Source organism: Blastomonas sp. CCH1-A6, assembly GCF_001556365.1.
GTDB classification, from domain to species: domain Bacteria; phylum Pseudomonadota; class Alphaproteobacteria; order Sphingomonadales; family Sphingomonadaceae; genus Blastomonas; species Blastomonas ursincola.
In genome coordinates this window covers 1-2,720 of the sequence record NZ_LSIS01000367.1, presented here as the reverse complement: position 1 = coordinate 2,720, position 2,720 = coordinate 1, and the positions used below count along the sequence as shown (strand labels likewise).

Here is a 2,720-nt window from a genome sequence, read left to right as displayed (position 1 = left end):
CAACCTTGCCAAGGTTGGGGTCGAGGGTTCGAATCCCTTCGCCCGCTCCAGTTTTCTCCCAGAAAATCAACGATTTCGCCGACCGGCGACCCTTGAAATTCTGGAGACAACGCCTCACCGAGACCCCCATTGTCTCCATATTGTCTCCAATTTTGGTACAGGTTGGGGCGTCGTGGGGAAAGCCGGTCGTAGCTCGTGAATTTTGAGCCCCCTTTTTGCAGCTAAATTGTCGATCAATGTCGCCCGAACTTGCGCCTAACGTGTGGTGTGAAACGGCTCATCTCGCTGCTAGCAGTCGGGCGCCTTGGCCGAGGGGCAGCGTGCTGCGCCAGAACAGCGCAAGATAAACTCTTTTTCGGATCGCCGAGGTCGCACATATCGATATTGCCGGCCGCTTAGTGCCTGACCGATCTTGAGAAACTGGCCGTCAACGGCGGATACCTGAAGAATATGTCACCGCCGGAATCTGACTGGCGCAATTGGCATAACTCGAACCGCCGCAGAACCACTCGCTCGCATTAGCCGCTGATCCCTGGGCTCGAAGCCTGTCCTCCTTCAATCAACCCGTGAAGGGTCCGCTACGCGTGCGCGTGCGGCCGCAGCTTTGCTGCGGTGATTGCGGCCAGCCCCCGGCCTGTGGGGCGACTGTCGAGCGGGTTGGTCCCGCTCCTAGGCAGGAGCCGCAACATGCCACTGGCAACCGCACAATCGCTTGGCTGGAACCTCTCCCGGACGCTGATGACGGTCATCGTCCTCATCGAAACCAATCAGGGCTACTTCGTCATCCCCGCTGACGAATTTGACGGTGACCCCGAACAGGTGGTTCGCGAATATGACCCTTTCAGCCGCTAACCTCAGGCACATTTCGCCTTTTCGGCCTGTGCCCTGCCATGCTATTCTTGCACCGCAGATTGCGCTGAGGAGGTGGTGGCGAGCGCGTCCAGACAAGGGACGCTTATGACCATTTTTCTCATCCTCGGGGCCGTGGCTGGCCTTTATGTGCTAGCGCTGCTCTTCCGCCTCGCCAGCTACGCGCTGCCTGTCTATGCTGGGCTCACGTGTGCTTTCTTGCTGCTCGGCCACGATGTTGGCCATCTCGGAGCAATCCTGGGCGGACTGGCGGCAGGCCTTGCCACGCTTCTGATTGGACAGGGCCTCATCGCCTTTGTCCGCTCTCCCATGCTCCGTGTCGGGATCGCGTTCCTCTTTGCCATACCCGCGGGCATCGCCGGCTTTCAGGCCGCGCATGCGCTTGGATCACTGGCAACGGACAACAGCTTGCTGCTGGCGATCCTTGGATCCATCGCTGCTATGGCGACATCCCTCTCGGCATGGCGAAGCGTGACAATGTCGGAGCGTGATACGCGCGTCACCTCACAGTTTGCCGGTCCCGTGGGTGGGCAAGCCTCCACAGGCCAATCAATGTCGACCGAGTGATGGCGTGAGGGGGTAATACAGGCGCTCCAGTCGCTTCCTTTACTTGGCCGATTTTGAACCGAGGGTTCAGGGCCGGCGTTCAGCCGAGCCAGTGCATGCGATCAGCATCTGGCGTCCTTCCCGGCAGAACCGACCAGTACGGCCTCTTTCGATCCGCGCCATGTCAGCAAGGCGCTTCGCTTGGCAGGCTTGCCGCAACGGTGCTTGCCGAACTTTCTTCCCCCGGCGTTCCGCCGTTCCTCGCGAGACAAGAAAGCCCGACCACACCGTCCTTCGCTAACGCTGCGGGCTGACGCTGCGGCGCCTGCCACTGGCTGACCCTTATCCGCGCATCGAGGCCGCACTGGCGCGGTCCCGTCCAACGGAAAGGAAATACCCATGGCAAAGATCGGCAACTTCAAGATGGTTTCGGGCGAACTCCGGGGCCAGATCGTCACTCTCGCCCTTCAGGCCAAATCAGTCAGGATCGTCGCGGAAGAAAACACCAGCGGCAATGCCCCGACCCACCGGGTCCTCATCGGCGAAGTCGAAATCGGCGCAGCCTGGAAAAAGCACACCCAGGACGACCGGCCGTACCTCTCGGTGAAGCTCGACGACCCCAGCTTCATGGCGCCCATTTTCGCCCAGCTCTTCGAAGCCGAGGACGGCAGCCATGATCTGGTGTGGAACCGCCCGAGCCGCCGCAACGACCAATGAATCGGCCAAGTCATCGCCCGGGTCACACCGGGCGATGACGAATCCCTAGTATATTGGGTGGCAGTATATTAGGGTTACGCCGACCCACGAAGCATGAGGCTTCGGGAGATTTTTGGGACGAATTTAAGGCGATTGCGACACGCCAGTGGGCTTTCGCAGGAGGAATTGGCGCATCGTGCCGGAATCAACCGCAACTATGTCGGCCTTCTCGAACGCGCAGCCAATTCGCCGACGCTCGACACGATTGAGCGACTCGCAGAAGAACTTGCCGTCGATCCCGTGCGATTTTTCGAAAAACCTGGCGGTCGTTGAACGCAAACCCACCGCCATTCGCCGAATCTCAGCAGCAATTTTACAATTTCTGAACTACAACAGGCAGATCATTGCCTCTGGGAATGTTTTGTCCCGGCAATCTGGGCTCGGCATTATCCGATGCTGGGGATAGCGCACTGCCCGATTGGGGATAAGTTCACCCTGCTTCTCTGCGCGCGTTGCAGGGGCGCAGTCACTAAACAGGTTTTGCTACAAGGAGAGTTAGCGTCCGCGCTCGTGGTGTAATTTTCGGTGGAGATTTAGGTGCTGCTGGT

Annotated in this window: 4 protein-coding genes; all 4 read left to right on the top strand. The window is 59.4% G+C overall.

Annotated features, from left to right (window positions below; translation table 11 throughout):
* Positions 1–687: 687 nt before the first annotated feature.
* The gene (locus tag AX735_RS26045; protein WP_006964003.1) at positions 688–852 is read left to right on the top strand and encodes a hypothetical protein; all 165 of its coding nucleotides are present in this window, start codon (positions 688–690) and stop codon (positions 850–852) included.
* 105 nt (positions 853–957) lie between these two features.
* Positions 958–1,437 (top strand): hypothetical protein, encoded by a 480-nt coding sequence (locus AX735_RS17200; protein WP_066282708.1) that lies wholly within the window; start codon positions 958–960, stop codon positions 1,435–1,437.
* 378 nt (positions 1,438–1,815) lie between these two features.
* Positions 1,816–2,133 carry a DUF736 domain-containing protein gene (locus tag AX735_RS17195; RefSeq protein ID WP_066282703.1) on the top strand — a complete coding sequence of 106 codons (318 nt, stop codon included), beginning with the start codon at positions 1,816–1,818 and terminating at the stop codon, positions 2,131–2,133.
* A gap of 93 nt (positions 2,134–2,226) precedes the next feature.
* A complete protein-coding gene (locus AX735_RS17190; protein ID WP_013831674.1) occupies positions 2,227–2,445 on the top strand; it encodes a helix-turn-helix domain-containing protein in 219 nt (72 codons plus the stop codon).
* Positions 2,446–2,720 lie beyond the last annotated feature (275 nt).